General features: G+C 68.7%; 21 protein-coding genes and 1 tRNA gene. 15 read left to right on the top strand and 7 right to left on the bottom strand.

All coding sequences use genetic code 11. From position 1 onward, the window contains the following. Positions 1–3 precede the first annotated feature (3 nt). The 7 genes from dnaQ to E6G92_11905 all read left to right on the top strand — a co-directional run bounded on the left by dnaQ (position 4) and on the right by E6G92_11905 (position 4,067). Entirely contained in the window at positions 4–714 is a 711-nt protein-coding gene (dnaQ, locus tag E6G92_11875; GenBank protein ID TMJ20408.1) for a DNA polymerase III subunit epsilon, read from the top strand. Positions 715–769: 55 nt separating this feature from the next. Next, the gene (gene raiA / locus E6G92_11880) at positions 770–1,345 is read left to right on the top strand and encodes a ribosome-associated translation inhibitor RaiA (GenBank protein ID TMJ20409.1); all 576 of its coding nucleotides are present in this window, start codon (positions 770–772) and stop codon (positions 1,343–1,345) included. A gap of 66 nt (positions 1,346–1,411) precedes the next feature. Beyond that, positions 1,412–1,879: a PTS lactose transporter subunit IIC gene (locus E6G92_11885; GenBank protein TMJ20410.1), complete on the top strand. Its 468-nt coding sequence runs from the start codon at positions 1,412–1,414 to the stop codon at positions 1,877–1,879. After that, a complete protein-coding gene (locus E6G92_11890; GenBank protein ID TMJ20411.1) occupies positions 1,869–2,324 on the top strand; it encodes a PaaI family thioesterase in 456 nt (151 codons plus the stop codon). The genes E6G92_11885 and E6G92_11890 overlap by 11 nt, the downstream gene beginning before the upstream one ends. Beyond that, positions 2,321–2,659 (top strand): DUF1491 family protein, encoded by a 339-nt coding sequence (locus tag E6G92_11895; GenBank protein ID TMJ20814.1) that lies wholly within the window; start codon positions 2,321–2,323, stop codon positions 2,657–2,659. Before E6G92_11890 ends, E6G92_11895 begins: the two co-directional genes overlap by 4 nt. A gap of 167 nt (positions 2,660–2,826) precedes the next feature. Further along, complete coding sequence (locus tag E6G92_11900) at positions 2,827–3,540, top strand: cell wall hydrolase (protein TMJ20412.1); 714 nt, start codon at positions 2,827–2,829, stop codon at positions 3,538–3,540. A gap of 38 nt (positions 3,541–3,578) precedes the next feature. After that, complete coding sequence (locus E6G92_11905; protein TMJ20413.1) at positions 3,579–4,067, top strand: MmcB family DNA repair protein; 489 nt, start codon at positions 3,579–3,581, stop codon at positions 4,065–4,067. A 202-nt stretch (positions 4,068–4,269) separates the two neighbouring features. Here the strand turns inward: E6G92_11905 and E6G92_11910 are convergent, their stop codons facing one another. After that, positions 4,270–4,875 (bottom strand): ankyrin repeat domain-containing protein, encoded by a 606-nt coding sequence (locus E6G92_11910; protein TMJ20414.1) that lies wholly within the window; start codon positions 4,873–4,875, stop codon positions 4,270–4,272. Between the two features lie 67 nt (positions 4,876–4,942). Here E6G92_11910 and E6G92_11915 point away from each other — a divergent pair, with 67 nt between their 5' ends. From E6G92_11915 to E6G92_11925, 3 genes are read left to right on the top strand one after another with little or no spacing between them, the layout of a single operon-like run. After that, on the top strand, positions 4,943–5,542 hold the full coding sequence (locus tag E6G92_11915) for an SCO family protein (GenBank protein TMJ20415.1): 600 nt from the start codon (positions 4,943–4,945) through the stop codon (positions 5,540–5,542). Beyond that, on the top strand, positions 5,539–5,970 hold the full coding sequence (locus E6G92_11920; protein TMJ20416.1) for a YcgN family cysteine cluster protein: 432 nt from the start codon (positions 5,539–5,541) through the stop codon (positions 5,968–5,970). The genes E6G92_11915 and E6G92_11920 overlap by 4 nt, the downstream gene beginning before the upstream one ends. After that, positions 5,924–6,652 (top strand): M48 family metallopeptidase, encoded by a 729-nt coding sequence (locus tag E6G92_11925; protein TMJ20417.1) that lies wholly within the window; start codon positions 5,924–5,926, stop codon positions 6,650–6,652. The genes E6G92_11920 and E6G92_11925 overlap by 47 nt, the downstream gene beginning before the upstream one ends. Here E6G92_11925 and E6G92_11930 read toward each other — a convergent pair. After that, the gene (locus tag E6G92_11930; GenBank protein ID TMJ20418.1) at positions 6,645–8,741 is read right to left on the bottom strand and encodes a PBP1A family penicillin-binding protein; all 2,097 of its coding nucleotides are present in this window, start codon (positions 8,739–8,741) and stop codon (positions 6,645–6,647) included. The two genes, E6G92_11925 and E6G92_11930, sit on opposite strands and share 8 nt — an antisense overlap. Positions 8,742–8,807: 66 nt before the next feature. Beyond that, positions 8,808–9,212, bottom strand: a complete 405-nt coding sequence (gene msrB / locus E6G92_11935) for a peptide-methionine (R)-S-oxide reductase MsrB (GenBank protein TMJ20419.1) — start codon at positions 9,210–9,212, stop codon at positions 8,808–8,810. An 80-nt stretch (positions 9,213–9,292) separates the two neighbouring features. Between msrB and E6G92_11940 the strand changes: the two genes are divergently transcribed. Then, complete coding sequence (locus E6G92_11940; GenBank protein TMJ20420.1) at positions 9,293–10,450, top strand: aromatic ring-hydroxylating dioxygenase subunit alpha; 1,158 nt, start codon at positions 9,293–9,295, stop codon at positions 10,448–10,450. On the opposite strand, the gene E6G92_11945 is transcribed toward E6G92_11940, so the two are convergent. The 3 genes from E6G92_11945 to E6G92_11955 all read right to left on the bottom strand — a co-directional run bounded on the left by E6G92_11945 (position 10,392) and on the right by E6G92_11955 (position 13,106). Then, entirely contained in the window at positions 10,392–11,750 is a 1,359-nt protein-coding gene (locus E6G92_11945) for an amino acid permease (protein ID TMJ20421.1), read from the bottom strand. The genes E6G92_11940 and E6G92_11945 overlap by 59 nt on opposite strands. 91 nt (positions 11,751–11,841) lie before the next feature. Then, a tRNA-Leu gene (locus E6G92_11950) sits at positions 11,842–11,928 on the bottom strand. Positions 11,929–12,005: 77 nt separating this feature from the next. Further along, positions 12,006–13,106 (bottom strand): ATP-dependent 6-phosphofructokinase, encoded by a 1,101-nt coding sequence (locus E6G92_11955; protein TMJ20422.1) that lies wholly within the window; start codon positions 13,104–13,106, stop codon positions 12,006–12,008. Between the two features lie 90 nt (positions 13,107–13,196). Here E6G92_11955 and E6G92_11960 point away from each other — a divergent pair, with 90 nt between their 5' ends. Next, entirely contained in the window at positions 13,197–14,489 is a 1,293-nt protein-coding gene (locus E6G92_11960; GenBank protein ID TMJ20815.1) for an MATE family efflux transporter, read from the top strand. Here E6G92_11960 and E6G92_11965 read toward each other — a convergent pair. Continuing rightward, positions 14,467–15,150, bottom strand: coding sequence for a hypothetical protein (locus tag E6G92_11965; protein ID TMJ20423.1), 684 nt, complete (start codon positions 15,148–15,150; stop codon positions 14,467–14,469). The two genes, E6G92_11960 and E6G92_11965, sit on opposite strands and share 23 nt — an antisense overlap. A 114-nt stretch (positions 15,151–15,264) precedes the next feature. On the opposite strand from E6G92_11965, the gene ftsE reads away from it, so the two are divergent. From ftsE to E6G92_11980, 3 genes are read left to right on the top strand one after another with little or no spacing between them, the layout of a single operon-like run. Beyond that, on the top strand, positions 15,265–16,017 hold the full coding sequence (ftsE, locus tag E6G92_11970) for a cell division ATP-binding protein FtsE (protein ID TMJ20424.1): 753 nt from the start codon (positions 15,265–15,267) through the stop codon (positions 16,015–16,017). Further along, positions 16,014–16,910, top strand: a complete 897-nt coding sequence (locus E6G92_11975) for an FtsX-like permease family protein (GenBank protein ID TMJ20425.1) — start codon at positions 16,014–16,016, stop codon at positions 16,908–16,910. The genes ftsE and E6G92_11975 overlap by 4 nt, the downstream gene beginning before the upstream one ends. Next, positions 16,907–17,446, top strand: a complete 540-nt coding sequence (locus E6G92_11980) for a YdcF family protein (protein ID TMJ20426.1) — start codon at positions 16,907–16,909, stop codon at positions 17,444–17,446. Before E6G92_11975 ends, E6G92_11980 begins: the two co-directional genes overlap by 4 nt. Positions 17,447–17,448 lie beyond the last annotated feature (2 nt).

Consider the following 17,448-nt stretch of genomic DNA (forward strand, 5'->3'; position numbering starts at 1 on the left):
GGGATGCGGGAAATCATCTTCGACACCGAGACCACCGGCCTGAGCCCGGCTGGCGGCGACCGGATGGTCGAGATCGGCTGTGTCGAGCTGTTCAACCGCGTCGAGACCGGCCGTACCTTCCATAGCTATTTCAATCCTTGTCGCCCGATGCCGAGCGAGGCCGAGGCGGTTCATGGCCTTTCCGACCGCTTCCTCTCCGACAAGCCGAACTTTCATGAGCGCTGCGAGGAGCTGCTCGCCTTCATCGGCGAGTCGCCGATGATCGCGCACAATGCGAGCTTCGATTTCGGCTTCATCAACCACGAGCTCAAATCGTGCGGCCGGCCGCTCGTCTGCACCTCGCGGATGGTCGACACGCTGGCCATCGCCCGGCAAAAGTTTCCCGGCGCCAAGCACAGCCTCGACGCGCTTTGCACCCGCTTCGGCGTGGACCGCTCGCAGCGCGTCAAGCATGGCGCTCTGCTCGACGCGCAGCTGCTCGCGCAAGTCTATGTCGAGCTGACCGGCGGCCGCCAGATCGGGCTCACGCTGGTCGCCGAGCTGATCGAGGACGAAAGGATAGAGAAGGTGCCGGGCACGGCTGAAGCCCCCGTCACTTTGACGGTGCGCCCCGCTCGCCCCCACGGCCCGTCCGAGGAAGAACTCGCGCGGCACGCCGCGTTCATGAGCAGGATCGCGGATCCGCTCTGGAACCGGCTGGCCCCGCGCGGTTGACGGCATGGCTGACGCGGGCTTAAGGCCCGCGCCCGTAGCCACATCGGAGAGCGAGATGGACATCCGGGTCTCGGGTCATCAGATCGACACGGGCGAATCACTGCGCGCGCAGGTCGATGAACGGCTGCAGGCCCTCGCCGAGAAGTTTTTCTCGCGCGCCATCTCCGCCCAGGTCACCTTCGGCCGGGGCCCCTACGACCACAGCTTCACCTGCGACATCGTCGCTCACGTTCCCCAGGGCGTCGTTCTCAAGGGCTCGGGCGCCGGAGCGCTCGCGCCGGTCGCCTTCGAGCTCGCGGCAGACCGAATCGAGACACAGCTGCGCCGTTACAAGCGGCGGCTGAAGGATCGCCACGCGCAGAGCGCCCATGCCGAGACCGAGCCCGACGCGGGCTATACGGTCTTCGCGCCGCCTCCGGAGGAGGAGGAGCCGGCGGACAATCCGCCGGTAATCGCCGAGACGAAGGTCGATATTCCCACGGCGAGCGTCTCGGACGCGGTGATGCTGCTCGATCTCAGGAACACCAACGCGCTCCTGTTCCGCAACGGCGGGACGGGCGCCTACAACATGGTCTATCGCCGCGGCGACGGCACGATCGGCTGGGTCGAACCCGCGCGGGCTGGCGCCTAGCGGACCCGTTCCTATATCCATTCCTTCAAAAGGGGGCCGCCGGCTCCCCCACCGGTGCACGAGACGATGACCGACCTTTCCGATCTGATATCCATCCAGGCGATCGACGCCGATCTCGTGGTCGCCAACAAGAAGGCCCTGCTCCAGCAGCTCGGCGCCGCGGCGGCCCGGCAGCTCGGCGTTCCGGCCAAGCAGATCGTCGCCGCCCTGAACGCGCGCGAGAAGCTCGGCTCGACCGGCTTCGGCGCCGGCACCGCCATCCCGCACGGCAAGATCGAAGGGCTCGCCAAGGTGTTCGGCTATTTCGCGCGGCTGACTCCGCCGATCGATTTCCAGGCGGTCGACGGGCTGCCGGTCGACCTCGTCTTCCTCCTGCTGTCGCCGGCCGACGCCGGCGCCGACCATCTAAAGGCGCTGGCCTCGGTCAGCCGCGTGTTCCGCGACCGGGCGACGGTCGCCAAGCTGCGCGGCGCGCGCTCGAGGGACGCGATCTTCGCTCTTCTCGCCGGCGTCGAAGCCCGCGATGCCGCCTGAGGCGGGTGCACCCGCGCATTTCCGAGCGCTCGAATCGCTCTACCGGCACGCGGCGATCAACCGCCTGTTCCAGTCCGAGATCGAGATCGTCGAGGCGGGCTTCGCGCGCATCCGCTTCGACGTCGCCCCGGACACCAATCACGCCGCGGGGGCCGCGCACGGCACGCTCTACTTCAAGATGATGGACGACGCCGCCTTCTACGCCTGCAATTCGATGGTCAGCGACCGCTTCCTCCTGACGACCGCCTTCAACCTCGTCTTCACCCGCCCGCTCAAGCCCGGCCCGATGATCGCCGAAGGTAGATGGGTCAGCGGCCGGCGGCGGGTGTTCGTCGGCGAGGCGCGGCTGGTCTCTGCGGACGGCGAGGAGGCTGCGCGCGGCACGGGCACCTTCATGCGCTCGCACATTCCGCTCAGCAGCCTCGAAGGCTATCGGCCCGGCTGATGACGCGCCTCGCGAGCTCCGTTCTGGCATCCGCCCTGTTGCGGCGTGCGGAACAGTCCGGAGGATTCGGCGCGGTGCTGGCAAAGGGCGATGCGACTGCGGGGGCGATCGCCGTTATTCTCGCCGAAAAGGGCAGAAAAGCGCGCTTTTTGGAGCGAGTCATGCACGCAAACGGGGGCTACGCCTGGCAGTGCACGCGCGAAGATGTTGAAAACGAAGAAGAATTCGAAAAGTTCCTTCAGCGGCGCCAAAAATCGGATCCTGACCTGTGGATTTTGGAACTGGATATCGCATCAGCCGAACGGTTCGCCGCTGAAATGAACGACTCAGGTTGACCCCTTTTCGCGGCCGGGCGAAGGCGTCCCCAGCACTTCGAGCGTAGAGCGGGGGGCGCCCATTCCCTGACGTGAAGGGCTGGGCGGCCACGCGAGACGGGGGGCGATCAGCGGTGGTTGAGTGACCCACCGTGTTCGATCCGCTCACCGCAAAGAACAGAGTTCCAATGCGACGCCTTTCCCGCGCTGCGGCATTGACCGCGGCTGCCCTTACATTTTGCGCCGCCGGCGGCCTTGCCGGCCCGTCGATCGCCTCCCAGGCGGATACCGCCCCGGCGGTCGCTTATACGGCTCACCAGAGCGCCGGTCTCACGGCCCAGAATCTCGGCCTCAACGACCTGACCGATTCGCCTCGCCCCGCAGGGGGCTTCGAAGCTCAGGCCCCGGTCGTTACCCACGCCCTAGCCCCTGCCTTTCCGCAAGCCACCCCCGGGGACGAATCCGACGATCAGGCCTCCGAGCGGAACGGCCGCAGCCTGAGCCAGCTCGTTCAGGATCTCGCCAGCTCGGACGCTTCGGACGAGCAGACCGATTGCCTCGCCCGCGCCGTCTATTGGGAATCGAAGGGCGAGCCGCTCTCCGGCCAGCTGGCCGTCGCCGAGGTGATCATCAACCGCTCCCATTCGGGCCGGTTTGCCTCGACCGTCTGCGGAGTCGTGCGCCAGCGCGGCCAGTTCTCCTTCGTCCACGGCGGCCACATCCCCGCCGCTCCGCAAGCGTCGCGCGACTGGCGCACCGCGGTGGCGATCGCCGAGATCGCGCAGCGCGACCTTGCCGACGGCGGGGCACCCCGCGCCCTGTTCTTCCACGCCCGCCGCGCTCATCCCGGCTGGCGCCTGACCCGGGTCGCCGCGGTGGGAAATCACATCTTCTACCGCTAGCCGGTTTTCACCGTTCCCGTTTCATTCTAGGCTGGCGCATGGCCAGCCTGCCCGATTCGTCCTGCTTCGCCGACGCCCCGCTGATTGCGCGGGACGTCGCGCGAGGCGTCGGCCGGCTGCTTTTCCGCGGCGACAGCTATGCTTTGTGCGAAGTGCCGCTGCCCAATGGGCGGCGCGCGGACATGATGGCGGTCGATCCGGGCGGGAAGCTGACGATCGTCGAGATCAAGGTGTCGCGGGCCGATCTGCTCGGCGACGGCAAATGGACCGACTATCTCGATTATTGCGACTATTTCTTCTGGGCCGTGCCGGTCGGTTTCGACCTGACGCCGTTCGACGGGGATTGCCATGGGCCTGATTGCGCAGGGCTGATCGTGGCCGACCGCTACGACGCCGAGGTCATTCGACCCGCGCCCTGCATCCCGCTCGCGGCCGCGCGCCGCAAGGTCGAAACCCTGCGCTTCGCCCGTCGCGCCGCGCGGCGGCTGGCCGGAAGCCTCGATCCGGGGCTCGGGGGGCTCGACTAGAGTCCGGACTCAATTAGAAAGTCGAAGTGTCGCTGCCAATGCAGGAGTCACCCCGGCGAAAGCCGGGGCCCATGAACCGAAGCGGTCGATGGCTGGCGGCGGCGGTCCCGCTTCACATCGAAGGCCGCGTTCATGGGTCCCGGCTTTCGCCGGGATGACTCTGCAATCAAATGAAACCACCCAGGCTAATCGAGTGCCGACTCTAGCGGGTCGGCCCGGCGGCGTTGGCCGGGCGGCGCTGGGCGGCGGATTGCTCGAGCAGGCGGAGCACTTGCGCCGCGCGCGGATCCTGGCGGGCATAATCGATCGCCGTATTGCCCGACACGTGATCGCTCTGGTTCGGATCGGCCCGAGCCGCGAGCAGCAGGCGCACCATCGCGACGTCCCGAGTCTGCGCGGCGACGATCAGCGGAGTCTCGCCGCGGCGGTTGCCGAGATTCACGTTGGCGCCGCGCGCCAGCAGCTCCTGAGCGCCGTCGGTCCAGCCGATCTGCGCCGCGAGGATCAGCGGAGTCGCGCCGTCGTTATTCGGTGCGTCCGGCCGGGCGCCCCGGCTGAGCAGGAAGGAGAGCCAGGTGAGGTCGCGTCCGCGCACGAGGATGTGGAGCGCGCCCTCCCCGCTGCCCGAATCCCGTGCGTTGACCGCAGTCGAGGATGGATTGGAAAGGATCCGTTCGGTGGTGGCGCCGTCGCGTTCGCGCACCGCCTTGAGGAAGGTATAGCCTTCCGAGAAGCCCTGGGCCGCCAGCGGCGCCGCGATCAGCGCCAGCACGGCGAAGCCGAGCCGCAGCCCGTTGGTCCTGTCCATATTGTCCGTAACCCCGATTTCATTCGACTTTGAGCGCGGACCTTAGCAAAGCACGGCTAAGCCTGTCATGAACGAAAGCATGCCCTTGCGTCTCTTCCTCTTGCCGCTTGCCGCGATGGCGCTCGCGCTGGGAGGCTGCTCCGGGGCGCCGCCCGCGCCGCCGCTCCAGGGCGCGACGATGGGCGGGCCGTTCACGCTCACCGATCAGAACGGTAGGCGAGTCTCGGACTCGGCCTTCGCCGGCAAATATAGACTGGTCTATTTCGGCTACACCTTCTGTCCCGACGTCTGCCCGGTCGACATGCAGGTGGTCGGCGCCGGTCTCCGGCAGTTCGAGGCGGAGGACTCCGCGCGCGCGGCCAGGGTCCAGCCGATCTTCATCACCGTCGATCCGGCGCGCGACACGCCCGCCGTGCTTCGCGCCTTCGTCGCCCATTTCCACCCGCGGCTGATCGGACTCACCGGGAGCGAGGCGGAAATCGCGGAAGCGGCGCGCAGATACCGGGTCTTCTACGAACGGGGCGAGCCCGGCGCCGGCGGGGGCTATATGGTCAATCACACGCGAATGATGGTGCTCTACGGTCCGCAGGGCGAGCCGATCGCGATGATTCCTCACGACCAGGGGCCGGCCGGGGTGGCCGCCGAGCTCGCGCGCTGGGTGCGATGAGGGAGCGCTTCTGGGAATTGCCGCTGGGCGCCCTCGATCGGGCGGAGTGGGAAGCGCTCTGCGACGGCTGCGGCAAGTGCTGCATCCACAAGCTCGAGGACGAGGAGACCAGCGAGCTTCTGCCGACCAACGTCGCCTGCCGGTTGCTCGACCGGCGCAGCTGCCGATGCTCCAACTACCGGCTTCGGCGCGCCTTCGTCCCCGATTGCGTCCGGCTCGACGCCGGCAATGTCGCCGGCATCGACTGGCTGCCCTCGACCTGCGCCTACCGCCTGAGGGCGGAGGGCCAACCGCTATACGAGTGGCACCATCTGATCAGCGGCAGCCGGGAAACGGTGCACGAGGCGGGCATGTCGGTACGCGGCTGGACGGTTTCGGAAGATGAAGCGGGCGATCTCGAACATCACCTCGTCGACCGCCCGCTCTGAGCTGACGCTCAGCGGCGCGCCGCTCGTGCTGCGCGAATCGCCGCGCGCGCGGCGGCTGCGCCTGCGGGTCGATCCGCGCACCGGCGCCGTGACCCTGACCGTTCCCCCGCGCATGTCCCATCGCCGCGCTCTGGCCTGGGCCGAGGGCCATCGCGAGTGGGTCGAGCGCGCGCTCGCGGCGGTGCCGCAATCGGTGCCGCTCGCTCCCGAAAGCATCGTCCCGCTCTACGGACTGCCCCACCGGATCGATTGGGATCCGGAGCGGCCGCGGCGGATAGAGCGCGGCGAAGGGCGGCTGCTCGTCGGCGGGCCGATCGAAGGGGTGCAGGGGAGAATGATCCGCTGGCTCAAGAGCCACGCGCTCGACCTGCTGGGGCGGGAAACGGCCGAATTCGCCCATCTGGCGGGCGTTACCGTGGCCCGTGTCGGGGTGGGGGATCCGGTGTCGCGCTGGGGGAGCTGCTCTGCCGGTGGCGCTATCCGCTACAGCTGGCGGCTGATCCTCGCGCCCGAATTCGTTCGCCGCGCGACCGTCGCGCACGAAGTGGCGCACCGCGTGCACCTCAACCATGGCGCTGCGTTCCACGCCTTGGTCGCCGAGCTGCTCGGCGCCGATCCCGCGCCGGCCCGCGCCTGGCTGAGGCGCGAAGGCGCAGCCCTGCACCGCTACGGAATCAAGTGAGGTAAGGCTCGCGGCGGTCCTGGGGCTCGCTCCGCCGAGGCTCGCGCGGGCGCGGCTCTGGGCGGCGGGGACGGTCGATCGCCCGGTCGAGCCATTCCTGGTCGAGCCGGTCCGGCCGCTCCTCCTTCGGGCGAACGGCTTCGTCGGGCACGTCCGGCGCAGGCTCCTCCTCGGGCGGCGGAGGCGCGGCCTCCACCGGGTTGCCGTCGGCATCGACCAAAGGCTGGTCCTCGGGGGGAGCGTACCAGATTTCGTTGCCGCCCTCGCTCTGCCAGTCGGGCGCCGCCGCCTCTGTGGCGAAAGGCTCGACCGGCCGCCGGGCGACGGCGCGGATCATGAAATCGTGGAAGGCGCGCGCCGGGTTGCGCCCGCCGGCGAGGCCCGGGAGCGCGCGATTGTCGTCGCGGCCGAACCACACGCCCGTGGTCAGACCGCTTGAAAAGCCGATGAACCAGCCGTCCTTGTTCGAGGTCGTGGTCCCGGTCTTGCCCGCCGTCGGCCGGCCGAGATCGGCGGCGCGCCCGGTGCCGTGCAGGACGACGCCCTGGAGCAGGTCGGTCATCTGCGCCGCGACCCATGGCGCCACCAGCACGCGCGATTGATCGTCCTGATGCTGGTAGAGCAAGGTGCCGTCGGCGGTCGTTACCCGCCGAATGCCGTAGGGAGTCACCGCCACGCCCCCTCGGGCGACCGAGGCGTAGGCTCGGGCCATGTCGATCAGCCGCACGGCCGAGGAGCCGAGCGCCATGCTCGGGTTGGTATCGATCCGGCTGGTGATTCCGAAGCGCTGGGCCATGTCGGCGACCGCGCGCGTGCCCACTTCCTGGGCGAGGCGGACCGCCACGGTGTTGATCGAATAAGCGAAGGCGACGCGCATCGGCACGGGGCCGACATGGCGGCCATTGTCGTTGCGCGGGGTCCAGCCGTTGATGGTGATCGGATCGTCGTGGACGATCGTGTCCGGCCGGAAGCCGGCTTCGATCGCGGTCATGTAGACGAACAGCTTGAACGAGGAGCCGGGCTGGCGGATCGCCTGGGTCGCGCGGTTGTAGCTCGAATGGACATAGTCGCGGCCGCCGACCATCGCGCGCACCGCCCCGTCCCGGTCGAGCGAGACCAGGGCGCCCTGCGCGCCCTCCGGAGCGTTGGCGTTGATCGTCGCCATCGCCGTGCGCTGCATGTTCGGATCGAGCGTGGTCCATACGTCGAGCGGTGCGATGCTCTCGTCGATCAGCGTGTCGAGCTGCGGCAGCACCCAGTCGGTGAAGTAGCGCATCTCGTCCTGGCGCTCGACGGTTTGGACGAACTGGACGTCCTCCGGGTGGGCGTCGGCCGCCTCGGCCGGAGTGATCGTCCCGTTCTGCACCATCAGGTCGAGCGACACCGAAGCGCGCCCGCGCGCCGCCTCGCGGTCGGCCGTCGGCGAATAGTTGGAGGGCGCCTTGACGAGGCCGGAGACGATCGCCGCCTCGGCGACGCTCATTTCGGTCGCGCTGTGGCCGAAGAAGCGACGCGAGGCGGCATCGATGCCGTAGGCGCCGCCGCCGAAATAGACGCGGTTGAGGTAGAGCTCGAGGATCTGGTCCTTCGAGAAGCGCCACTCCAGCGCCATGGCGAGGATCGCCTCGCGAAGCTTGCGCGCGAAGCTGCGGTCGTTGTTGAGGAAGATGTTTCGGGCGAGCTGCTGGGTGATGGTCGATCCGCCCTGCCGCCAGCGTCCCTGCTGGAATCGGATCATGAACGCTCGGACGATGCCGATCGGATCGACTCCGACATGGCTTCGGAAGCGCCGGTCCTCGACCGCGACCATCGCGTCGCGCATCACCGGGGGGATTCGGTCGAAGGCAAGCCATTCGCCGAACACCGGCCCCATCGACTGGATGATCGCCCCGTTGGCCGCGCGAACGCGCACCATCTGGCCGAGATTGTCGCGACGGGTCAGCTCGGCATAGCTCGGCAGCTGGCTGACCGCGACCGCGACCGCCACTGCGAGCGCGATCAGCGCCACCACCAGGCCATAGGCCGCGACCTTCAGGCCGGTGACGACGATGCGCCGGAAGCGGGAGCGCTGGGGAGGGGCAGATGCCATCGACGGTCAGGGATAGAGTCGGCGAGTCATGGCGGCAAGCAGAAGCCTTAGGGCCTTAACCGCGGCTTACTTCGCCTCGTCCCGCTTCTCGAAATCCAGAGCGGCCGAGTTGATGCAGTAGCGCAGGCCCTCCGGACCCGGGCCATCGGGAAAGACGTGGCCGAGATGCCCGCCGCATTTGGCGCAGCGCACCTCGGTGCGGACCATTCCGTGGGCGGTATCCTGGTGCAAAGTCACTTTGTCCCGGGCCTCGGGGCCGGTGAAGCTCGGCCAGCCGCTGCCGCTGTCGAACTTGGTGTCGCTGTTGAACAACATCTCCCCACAGGCCGCGCAGCGATACCCGCCCTTCTCGTGATTGTCCCACAGGAGGCCGGCGAAGGCCCGTTCCGTCCCCCCTTCGCGGAGCACGCGATATTGCTCGGGCGACAGGCGCTTGCGCCATTCCTCTTCGGGGAGGTCCATCTTTTCCATGATAGGAATGTGGAGCCGCCCGCCGCCGCGGTCAATCGGGCCACGGGGACTTTCGGGCCCGGCTGTGCTAGGCCCGCGCCATGTCCGAGATCGTGCGCCTCCTTCATCCAGAGCCCGATACGCTCGACGATATGAGCCTGCCGGGCTGGGTCTATCACGACGCCGACTATTTCCGGGTCGAGATGGCGCGGCTGATCCGGCCTTCGTGGCAGATCGTCTGCCATGCGAACGACATTCCCGAAGCCGGGGACTGGCGCACATTGGAGCTTCTGGGCGAAAGCGTGATCGCGATCCGCGGGCAGGACGGGCAGGTTCGCGCCTTCGCCAATGTCTGCCGCCATCGCGGCTCGCGCCTCCTCGACGGCGAAGCCGGCTGCGCGAAGCGGCTGACCTGTCCCTATCACGCCTGGACCTACGCCATCGACGGGCGGCTGGTCGGCGTGCCGATGCGCGAGGATTATCCGGCGCTTGATCCGGCGGCGCTCGGACTCCACCCTGTCGAGATGGAGAGCTGGCACGGCTTCCTCTTCGTCCGGCTCGAGGGCGGCGGGCCGAGCGTTGCGGCGATGATGGCGCCATACGAGGAGGAGGCCGCGCCCTATCGCCTTGAGGAGCTCGAGGCGATCGGACGGATCACCTTGCGCTCGCGCGACGTCAACTGGAAGAACGTCGCCGACAATTATTCGGACGGTCTGCACATCACGGTCGCCCATCCCGGGCTAACCCGGCTGTTCGGCGGCGACTACCGGATCGAGGCAGGCGAGCATGTGGACCGCATGTCGGGCGACCTCGCCGAAAAGCCCTCTGCCAACCTTTCCGAGCGCGCCTATCAGGCGTTCCTGCCTGGCGCGGACAGGCGCTGGCTTTACTACAAGCTGTGGCCCAACGTCGCGATCGACATCTATCCGGACCAGGTCGATTTCATGCACTTCGTGCCGGTCGGGCCGACCGAAACCCTGATCCGCGAGATCAGCTATGCGTTGCCGGACGCCAAAATTCCCGAACAGTGGCGCCGCGAGATGAAGGCGGCGCGCTACCTGAACTGGCGGATCAACCGGCGGGTGAACGCCGAGGACACGGCGCTCATCCGCCGGGTCCAGCAGGGCATGGAGAGCGCCAGCTACACGCCCGGGCCGCTGGGGCGGAGCGAGGTCTGCCTGCGCAGCTTCGCGGGCAAGCTCAGGCGGCTGATCCCGGAGACTCGGGAGCAGTCGCCGCCGGCTCGCTGGGACGCGTGAGTCGCATGATCGCGTAGATCGCGCCGCCGACGACGAGCAGCACCGCGCCCCACTTCAGCGCGTCCTTTCCGGCGCCGGCCAGGGTCCAGACCGAATAGACCGCGCCGAGCAGGGCGATCAGCGCCAATGTGCCCGAGAAGGGAATGGCCCGAACCTGCTGAAGGCGGAGCGCGGTCAGCGAGCAGGCGAGGTAGAGCACCAGGGTCGACGAGGTGGAGAGCAGGATCATGAACTGGAACAGCTCGGCCAGCGAGCTGCTGTAATTGGCGGCGAGCAGCAGCGATGTGCACAGGCTCGACAGGATGTGCGCGCGAACCGGAATGCCGTCACTGGTCGTTCGCGAGAACCAGGCGGGAAAGCCGCCGCTTCGCGCCATCAGCAGCGGCATCTCGCCCTGGAGCATGATGAAGCCGTTGAGCGCGCCGATGCAGCTCACCGCCGCGAACAGGCCGACGAAGAGTGCGAGGCCGTCGCTCCAATAATAGCTGACGAAGAGTGCGATCGGCGCGTTCGACTGGGCGACCTCGCCTTGCGGCAGGAGCATCGCCACCGCCGACGAGACGCTGATGTAGATGAGCCCGACGACGAGTGTGCCGATCATCGTCGCGCGCGGAATGTTGCGGCCGGGATCGCGGACGTTGCGCGCCGCGACCGACGCGCATTCGACGCCGAGCAGCGCCCAGAGAGTCAAAGTCGCGGCGGCGCTGATCGAGCCCAAGCTGAGGTCGCTCCCGCGCAAAGCCGGGGCGGCGTCCTGGCGCCCTTCGGCTAGGATGATCAGAGTGACCGCGATCACCACGATCAGCGGCACCAGCTTGGCGAGGACCGTCACCGTCTGGATTCCGCCGCCGGCGCGCACGCTGACGCAATTGGCGGCGGTCAGTGCCCAGACGATCGAGATCGCGGCAAGGGCGCCGGCGCCGGGCACGCCCGCCAGGCCCGGCGCGAACAGCGAAAGATAACTGACCGCCGCGGCGCCGAGCGCGGCGTTGCCGACGATGATCGAGATCCAGTAGCTCCAGGTGACGACGAAGGCGGGCAGAGCCCCGAACGCGCGCTCGACATAGGCGAAAGGCCCCGGCGCGAGCGGCATTGCGCGTGCGAGGCGGCCGAAGACGTAGGCGAGGCAAAGGGCGCCGGCGATGGTCACGACCCAGCCGAAGAAGCCGTTCCAGCCATAAGGCGCGAGTTGCGCCGGCAGCAGGAAGATGCCCGAGCCGATGAAATTGCCGACGATGAGCGCGAGGGCCAGCCAGAAACCGAGCGCGCGGCCGGCTTGCGGCGATGGATCGTCGGTCATGAATGGCCCCCCCCTCAGGGAGGATTGCGCTCATCGCTCGGGATTAGCAACGACCCGGCGCTTCGCTTGGGAGTCTCGGCGATGCCGAAACTGGTGCGGTCGAGAAGACTCGAACTTCCACGGCCTTTCGGCCACAGCGACCTCAACGCTGCGCGTCTACCAGTTCCGCCACGACCGCACGTCATGCATCCCGGGGACGCCCCGGGCCGGTAGGAGCGGGGCCTCTAGCAGCGGTTTCCCGCCCAAGCAACGCCCTCAGTAGAGGAACATCGGCATGCCCTCGACCCGCATCAGGCGGGCGCGATAGGCTTCGCGATCGTAGAGCGCGCTGACGTCGACCGACTTGGTGCCGTGAAGTAAGGTGTCGATCGGCACGTGATCGTATTTGCCGTCGGACAGTGTCACCATCCGCCCGCCCTCGCCGCGATCGAGCAGCTGGACGGCGAGGCCGCCGAAGGCGAAGCCGACCATGCGGTCCATTGCGTCCGGCTCGCCCGAGCGCATCAGGTAGGCGAGCTCCTGGACGACCACGCCGTCGCCGAGTCTCTCGCGGATCGCGAGTCCGAGCCGCTGGCCGACGCCCGCGTCGGCGCGCTGGGCGGCCGGCTTGGCGATGTCGCCGTCGCCGCCATCGTCGCCGGCGATCCGAGCGCCTTCGGAGATGACGCACATCGCATAATGATGCGGGTTCGACGCCTTGTCCTCGGCGAGCAGCGGCAGCAGGACGCCGAGATCCGCCGGCACCTCGGCGATCACCGTCCGGTCGACCTGGGCGAGGAAGCCTGCCAGCAAGGCCGTCTCGCCGCTGCGCCGGCCGAACAATTCGACCACTCCGATCCGTTCGTGGCTTTCAACCGTGGTGCGGAGCGCGTTGATCGCCTCGACCGAGCGGCTGACGGCGGTCGAGAAGCCGATGCAATAATCGGTGCCGAAGACGTCGTTGTCCATCGTCTTGGGGATGGAGATGACCTTCACGCCCTGCGCCGCCAGGTGGGCCGAGAAGCGCAAGGTCCCATCGCCGCCGAGCGTGATCATCGCGTCGATGCCGAGACGGGAGAGCACCGAGAGAACGTCTCCGGTGCGGTCGCCGCCCGCCTCGGTGCGCGGGTCGCGGCGCGAGGTGTGGAGGATGGTGCCGCCGGCGCGGTCGATTCCGCGCACCGCCTCGCGGGTCAGTGCGGTCGTGTGAGCGGCGAGGCTTTCGGGGTCGGCGGGATCGAGCTTCATCACGCCTTCCCAGCCGCGCCGGAAGCCGGTCACCTCCCAGCCGAGCGCGTCGGCCGAAAGCACGACCGAACGGATGCAGGCGTTGAGCCCTGGCACGTCGCCGCCGCCGGTCAGTATTCCGATCCGCATGGGGACCGTCTATCGGCCGGCGCGATGGACGACAACCGGACTGCTGCAATCGCGGAGGCGAAGCGCATATTGCGGCTCGCCTGGCCGATCATGCTGACCAGCCTCAACTGGACGATGATGCACATCGTCGACGTCGCCGTCGTTGGCCATTACGGGACCGGGGAGTTGGCCGCGCTGGCGGCGAGCCGGACGCTGACCTTCATCGCCATCGTCATGGGCTTTTCCGGGCTTTCCGGGGTTCTGGTCTACGCCTCCCGCGCAGACGGTGCCGGCCGGCTCGCGGAGACGGGCGATATCTTTCGCTCGGGCCTCGCGCTCGGGCTCGTCCTCGGCGTGATGATCTTCGCCGTTCTGGGGCTGTGGGCCTACGATCTTCTCGCCCTGGTCGGCGTCGAGCCGAGCCTGCTCCGGCCGGGCGCGGCGGTCGTTCAGGCGATGGCGCTCGCCTTTCCGGCGCAATTGGTGCTCGCGGCCTCGTCCTACTTCCTCGAAGGAATCAGCCGGCCGCGGCGGGTGATGACCGTCAATCTGTGCATGCTGCCGGTCAACGCCGTGCTGGCCTGGGCGTGGGTCGGCGGGCATCTGGGGCTGCCGGCGCTGGGCGCGGTGGGCGCCGCTTACGCAACCGCCACCACCTCCTGGCTCGGCACCGTCTTCATGCTCGCCTTGATCTGGCTGCTGCCGCGCGCCGGGGAGCGCCGCGTGCGCGATTTCGGACCGGCGGCGCTCCGCCGCGCGCTGAAGGGCGTTCCGGAGCTTGCCTGGTTCGGCCTCGTTCCGGCGATCGGCGCGTCGCTCGAGCTGGCGGGCTTCGCCTGGCTGATGGTGCTCTCCACACGGCTCGGCAACGCGCCCGCGGCCGGCTTCCAGGCGATGCTCTCGCTTCACAACCTCGTCTTCGCGCTGTCGATGGGCTTCGGCTCGGCCGCCGGCGTTCGGGTCGGCAACGCGGTCGGCGCGGGCGAGCGCGATCGGGCGTGGTCGCGAAGCCTGATCGCCGGCGGGCTCGCTTTGGGAACCTTGGGCATCCTGTCCCTCGCGCTCGTCCTGTTCGCTCGAATTCTGGTGCTGCCCTTCTCCGACGATCCCGAGGTGCTGTCGCTCGCCGCCTCGATGCTGGGGATCATGGCCGCCTTCCTCGTCTTCGACGGGCTTCAATATGTGTTCGGCGCGGCCTTGCGCTCATTGGGCGAGCAGGTCTGGGCGGGGCTCAACGGGATCGCCGGCTTCTTCGTCGTCACCGGCGGCCTCGGCTGGCTGCTGGTCGCTCGGGGATGGGGGCCGGACGGGCTCGCTTATGCGGCGGGCCTGGGAATGCTCGCCTGTGCCTCGCTTCAGTTCGGCCGGCTGGCCTTCGTGCTCAGGATATCGGGCCGAAGCTGAGGCTCAAGGTGCGGCCGCCGCGCGGCACGTCCATCTCGGCGCTGTCGAACGGAACGCGGCCGCGCGCCTGAAGCTCGCGCACCGGCGGAGCGATCGACCAGGCGTAAACCACCCGGCCCTGCCCGTCCTTGAGCTCGGCGCGGATCTGCGGGACTCGCTGCACCTCGTCGGTCTGGTTGGCGATCTCGCCATGGACGGCGAGAAGCTCGTTGCCGCTCTCCAGCCGCCGCCGGTCCGCCTGGCCGCGTATGTCGAGGTTGCTGACCGTGCGCACCGGGATGCCGAAGCTCCGGCCGACTCCGGGCAGCCCGAAATATTGGAGCGCGAGCACGGCACCGATCATCAGCGCCGCCGCGACCACCGCGACGATCGTCCAGATCCGTCCCCAGTTGCGCCGGGGCCGCCCCGATTGGGGATAGACGGGCGGCGGCGCCTCGGGAGCGGGCTCGCGCCAGGAGGGCGGGGGCGGCGGCTCCTCCCGCGGCCCCGGCCCAGCGGGGGGAGGCGGCGCAGCCGGAGCGGCGTCCTGGAGGTCCAGCGGGGCGGGATCCTGCACCCAGGAAAAGCGGCAGCTCGCGCAGCGCACCTTGCGGCCGGTCGGCCCGATCGCGCTGTCCGGCACGACGTAGCGGGTCTTGCAGGACGGGCAGGAGAGGATCATTGGCGTCAAGCACTCCGAACGCAGGAAGCGACTCTAAGCACGGTCGGTTCCGTCGTGGCAAGCGCGCCGGAAGGCGCGACAGGCGCGCGAGACGCTTGTTGGGGCGCTGCGGTCATGCCATTGCGGGGCCATGAAGGTGCCGGGGAGGCCGCTCTGAACGCCGGGTCGATCGTCCAGTTCGAAAATGTCGGGCTGCGCTACGGCACCGGCGCCGAGACGCTGTCCGATCTCTCCTTTTCCCTTCGCGAAGGCGGGTTCTACTTCCTCACCGGCCCGTCGGGCGCCGGCAAGACTTCGCTGCTGAAGCTGCTTTATCTCGCGCTCCGGCCGAGCCGCGGGCTGATTCGGCTGTTCGGCGAGGACATCGTCACGATGCCTCGCGGGCGGCTCCCGGGCTTCAGGCGGCGGATCGGCGTGGTCTTCCAGGATTTCCGCCTCGTTCCGCATCTCTCCACTTTCGACAATGTCGCGCTTCCGCTGCGGGTGGCCGGGGTCGAGGACAAGGATTTGGAAAATCCGGTCAACGAGATGCTGGCCTGGGTGGGGCTCGCAGACCGGGCGAGTGCTCGCCCGGCGACCCTGTCGGGCGGAGAGCAGCAGCGCGTCGCCATCGCCCGCGCGGTGATCGGCCGGCCCGAACTGCTGGTCGCCGACGAGCCGACGGGCAACGTCGATCCGGACATGGCGCGGCGCCTGCTCTATCTGTTCGACAGCCTCAACAAGCTCGGCACGACGATCATCGTCGCGACCCACGATCTCCATCTGCTGACCGAGGTGCCGCGTTCGGAGATGCTCCGGCTGGACCGCGGCCAGGTCGCGGACCCCACCGGGGCGCTGCGCCATCCGCCCAAGAGGCCCGAGGCATGAGGGCCGACGCGCGCAAGTTCGGAACGGCCGAAAAGGGTCTGCTTCCCGAAGGCCGGGTGGCCGGGCCGATGCCGTGGGTCATCGCGATCATGATGTTCCTGACCGTTCTCGCCGCGGCGGCGGGGCTCGGCCTCGCCGGCGCCGCCTCGCGCTTCGACGCGCAGATCGGGACCCGGATCACCATCCAGGTCGTCGAAGCCAATCCGGACCTGCGCCGCGCCCAGGCGGCGGCGGCCGCGCGCGCGGTTCAGAACCTTCCCGGAGTCACCGCGGTGCGGCCGGTGCCCGAGACGGAGGTGCAACGGCTGCTCGAGCCCTGGCTCGGGGCGGGCGGGCTCGAGAGCGACATTCCGGTACCGGCACTGATCGACGTCGACATGACTGCAGAGGCCCATCGCTCGCTCGATCGCCTTCGCGGCGCAGTCGCCGCCGCCGCGCCCGCCGCTCGGGTCGACGACAACGGCCAATGGCTGGCGCCGCTCGCCTCGCTGATCGGCGCGCTCAAATGGCTCGCGGTCGGCCTCGTCCTGCTGATGGTCGGAGCGACGGCGGCGACCGTGGTGCTCGCCGCGCGCGCGGCGCTCGACACGCATCGCGGAACGATCGAGATCCTCCATCTCATGGGCGCGACCGACGTCCAGGTCGCGCGGCTGTTCCAGCGGCGGATCGCGCTCGACGCTTTGTTCGGCGGCCTGCTCGGCTTCATCCTCGCGGCGCTGGTCCTGATCGGCATCGGCGAGCGAGTCTCCGCGCTGGGCTCCGAGCTGCTCGGCTCGGCCGCGGTGCCGGCGCCCGCATGGGGCGTTTTGGTCGCTTTGCCGGCTTTCGGCGTTTTCCTCGCCATGCTGGTCGCGCGCCTGACGATTCTCAAAGCCCTGGGGCGGATGCTATGATCCGCTGGCTGTTCCGCCTGATCGCTTTCGGCTTGCTGGTCTATCTGATCGGCTACGCCTTGTTCGCCATCCTTCTCCCCCGCCCGGCGGGCGAGGAACGGACCGAGGCGATCGTCGTCCTCACCGGCGGCTCGGGCCGGCTCGACCGCGGCTTCGAGCTGATGCAACGCGGGCTTTCGCGCCAGATGCTGATCTCCGGCGTCGCCCGCACCGTTCGGCCGGAGGAGCTGGAGGCCGCCTATAGCGTCGATCCGCGCCTTTTCGCCTGTTGCATCACGCTTGGGCGCGAAGCGTTCGATACCCGCTCCAACGCGGACGAGGTCGCCCGCTGGCTCGACCGGCGCCACGTCCGTTCGATCCGGCTGGTTACCAACGATCTTCACATGCGCCGTGCCAAATACGAGCTGCGCAAGCGCGTCGGCGACGAGGTCTCGATCGTTGCCGACGGGGTTCCGACCCAGGCCGATTTCCGGGCGATCTTCGTCGAATATAACAAATATCTGCTCGGCCGGGCCGCCGATCTCGTCGGAATCTAGGG

This window comes from Alphaproteobacteria bacterium (assembly GCA_005883305.1).
In the GTDB taxonomy this organism is placed as follows: Bacteria; Pseudomonadota; Alphaproteobacteria; order Sphingomonadales; family Sphingomonadaceae; genus Allosphingosinicella.